The sequence below is a fragment of the Mesorhizobium sp. LNJC391B00 genome (assembly GCF_000502535.1).
Lineage (GTDB): Bacteria > Pseudomonadota > Alphaproteobacteria > Rhizobiales > Rhizobiaceae > Mesorhizobium.
On sequence record NZ_AYWI01000034.1, the window covers coordinates 1 to 3,409 of the forward strand.

Annotated in this window: 3 protein-coding genes and 1 pseudogene; 2 read left to right on the forward strand and 2 right to left on the reverse strand. The window is 58.1% G+C overall.

Translation table 11 applies throughout. From position 1 onward, the window contains the following. Together X750_RS01000000163580 and X750_RS134360 are read left to right on the forward strand one after the other, a co-directional pair. Window positions 1-1,184, forward strand: a pseudogene (locus X750_RS01000000163580) (ATP-binding cassette domain-containing protein); the annotation flags it as partial. After that, window positions 1,171-2,484, forward strand: coding sequence for an HlyD family type I secretion periplasmic adaptor subunit (locus tag X750_RS134360; RefSeq protein ID WP_031243881.1), 1,314 nt, complete (start codon window positions 1,171-1,173; stop codon window positions 2,482-2,484). The pseudogene X750_RS01000000163580 and the gene X750_RS134360, both read left to right, overlap by 14 nt. 277 nt (window positions 2,485-2,761) lie before the next feature. Here the strand turns inward: X750_RS134360 and X750_RS134355 are convergent, their stop codons facing one another. Both X750_RS134355 and X750_RS1000000166680 read right to left on the reverse strand, forming a co-directional pair. Next, the gene (locus X750_RS134355) at window positions 2,762-2,992 is read right to left on the reverse strand and encodes a hypothetical protein (RefSeq protein ID WP_031202508.1); all 231 of its coding nucleotides are present in this window, start codon (window positions 2,990-2,992) and stop codon (window positions 2,762-2,764) included. A gap of 134 nt (window positions 2,993-3,126) precedes the next feature. Continuing rightward, window positions 3,127-3,409: hypothetical protein (locus tag X750_RS1000000166680; RefSeq protein WP_210164064.1), on the reverse strand; the 283-nt coding region annotated here is incomplete at its 5' end.

The window sequence follows — 3,409 nt, forward strand, 5'->3', positions numbered from 1 at the left end:
CTGACACTCCTTGCCAACACTCTCTCGCAAGGGCCGATAAGCGATACCGTTGCCCACAACATGGCACGCAATGGCCTGCTGCAAGCAGCGCGATGTAATGCCGACTTGCGCCTGCAGGTGCAATCGGCCATTCTTACCGTCGGTGCGTACCTTGTCGTCAGGGAAGAGGCTACGGCCGGGGTCATGATTGTCAGTTCGATCATGATGGGGCGTGCGCTGGCTCCGGTCGATCTGGTCATTTCAAGCTGGAAACCCTTCCTCATTGCGCGCCAGAGTTGGGCGCGGCTGGAGGACCTCTTGGAAAGGGTTCCTGAAATCGCTCCTGTTGTGCCTATGCCTGCACCTGAACGCGAACTGCGCTTGGAAGGCGTGACAATCGTTCCGCCCGGCGAAAGCAAGCCGACCGTGACCGGCATTGCGTTTGCCATTCAGGCGGGAAGCGCACTCGGGGTCATCGGTCCATCGGGTTCGGGCAAGTCGACACTCTCGCGCGCCATCGTCGGCGCATGGACGCCGGTCGCCGGGAAGGTTCGCATTGACAGCGCAAGCCTCGAACAATGGGACCGGGAAGCACTAGGCCGTCATATCGGCTATCTACCACAAGGTGTTGAACTGTTCGACGGCACCATTGCCGAAAACATTGCTCGTTTTGAACATGATCCTGACCCTGAGGCTATGGTCGCCGCGGCGAAAGCAGCGGGCACGCACGAACTGATCCTCCGATTTGAGCACGGATACGAAACTCCGATTGGTGAGGNATTGTCGCCGCGGCGAAAGCAGCGGGCACGCACGAACTGATCCTCCGATTTGAGCACGGATACGAAACTCCGATTGGTGAGGTCGGATCGGCACTTTCCGCCGGGCAGCGCCAGCTTATCGGTCTTGCCCGTGCCCTTTATCGAGACCCTTTCCTTGTTGTGCTGGATGAACCCAATATCCATCTCGACGCGGAAGGCGAAGCTGCAGTCGCTAAGGCGATCGCCTCCGTGCGCGAGCGCAAGGGCATTGCGGTTGTTGTCTGCCATCAGCCGAGCGTCATCCGCGCCGTGGATTTGGTGTTGGTGATGGAAGGTGGACGGCAGCGATCATTCGGTGCGCCTTCCAAAGTCCTGAAGGCCATCGAGTCTACGCAGGATAACGTGGCAGAGCGCGCTGACATGGAGGATACCGGTGTCCGGCATTGATCAGAACAATGACGTTTCAAGCTCCATTCGCCGCCACCTGGTGGCGGGCCTTCTGGCGAGCGTGATCTTTGTGGGAGGAGCCGGAGCCTGGGCGAACTTCACGAATCTCTCCGGTGCGGTTGTAGCGTCCGGACACTTTGTCGTCGTTTCCTATGTCAAGAAGGTGCAGCACCCGACTGGCGGGGTGGTGGGAGAAATCCTTGTGCGCGAAGGCGATAAAGTAAAAGCCGGCGACATCCTCATGCGGCTCGATGCCACCCAGACGCGCGCTAATCTCGCCATAGTCACCAAGCGGCTCGATGAGCTGGCCGCCTACCTGGCAAGACTCGATGCTGAGCGTGACGATCTCGCGGAAATCGCCTTCCCGGACTGGCTACTCGCCCGAAGAGATGTTCCGGACGTAGCTTCGGCAATAGATAGCGAGACGTTGCTGTTCGAATTCCGCAGGCAATCCCGCGACGGGAAGCAGGCGCAATTGGCGGAACGCATTACTCAATATCACCACCAGATCGAAGGACTCAAGGCGCAGGAAATTGCTTGTGAAAAAATGATCCAGGTTCTCCAAAAGGAAATTGCTGTTCTAAGTGGGCTGCGCAACCAAGGCATTGTCTCGGACCAACGGTTGAACAGCCTGAAGATCCAGGTTGCCACTTTCGGTGGCGAACGCGGTGAGAAGATCGCAGATCAGGCACAGACGGCAGCCCGCATAGCCGAAACGCGCCTGCAGATCCCGCAGATCGATCAGGATTTCAAGTCGGAAGTGGGCCAGGAGCTCAGAGAGGTTCAGGCGCAGGTCGGGGAGTATGTTGAGCGCAAGGTGGCGGTTGAACAGGAACTGCGGCGGATCGATATCGTCGCGCCGCAGTCAGGCACCATTCAACAACTCGCAGTTCATACGGTCGGCGGAGTGATTACGCCCGCCGATCCGATCATGCTAATCGTGCCGGAAGGCGACGATCTTGCGCTTGAAGTACGAATCACCCCGAAGGACATCGACCAAATCCAGCTTGGTCACAAGGCCGTGCTGCGGATGTCAGCCTTCAATCTGAGAACCACGCCGATATTGAACGGATATGTCAGCCGGATCGCAGCGGATCTGGCGACGGATGAAAAAAACGGCATTTCGTACTACCTGGTGCGCCTGTCGGTTCCGCAGGCGGAACTGACGAAGCTCAAGGGCCTGACGCTCGTGCCCGGTATGCCGGCCGAAGCAATGGTCCAGACGGGCGAGCGTACGGCGCTTTCCTATTTCGTGAAGCCGCTGTCGGACCAAATCAGTCGGACATTCCGGGAGGAATGAAATAACCCACCAGAATATATTGTTGGTATTTCTGTTGGTTGTCCGCAGGCCATGTGCGTGGTAAGATCTGAAAGCACAGACATTTCCTACTTGCCCCTGGGCACCACTTGTTTCTGTAATATTCAGCTCATGTTACACCATGTAGCAACTGAGTATCCTTGGTTTCCGACGGTTTTTACTGATGCGCGGCTGATGGACGCGACATGAAACGCGACATGAAAAACCCGCCACCAGCAGCAGCGGGCTGTTCGTTTCTCTTCTGCGGAATGAAAGTCAGTCAGTGCCGCGTGGCTGACATCGCCTCGAACATATCCCAAGCCGCATCTCGGTTTCGGTGCTTGCCGGGAATGGGGACCCAGCACTGCTTCGCAAAGATCCGAGCTTCTAGATCGTCGTCAGGATGCGTATCGGTGACAAGCGCCGCCCAGTCCCACTTCCGGGCTTCGCGGCGCATCACGTCGACCACAAACCAGCCGGAAGGCGGTCGATCACGTTCGGTCGTTCGCATGGCAGTTTCCTTCTGAACGAAAGATCATTGCCGTTCACTCAGCGGCCTGAAGTCAACGCCGACAGTCTGCAAGACGAGCAGCGCACGCGTGGCTGGCGAGGGCACCGTTTCCCATGTCGGGCTATAACTCTCGGTCATCGTAGCGGGAAATGGTAATGCGCCGCAAGAGTGTTGCAGGGCACGAGGGCTGTTTGGCGGTAGGGGTTGCGCTCGCCAGGGTAGATGTCGCGCATAAGCAGCAGACGTTCGAAGAACAGCCACTCACTGTAGGCTTGCAGCAGTTCCTCCTGGGAGGGCAGAGGCGCCGGTTGCGGCGAGACATGCGCCGCGGCCGCGCCTCTTATGGGTAGTGTGCTGAGAGTTCTGCAAATTCGCTGAGAGGGGGCGGTCATGGCAGGCTGGTGATTGTTCACGTCA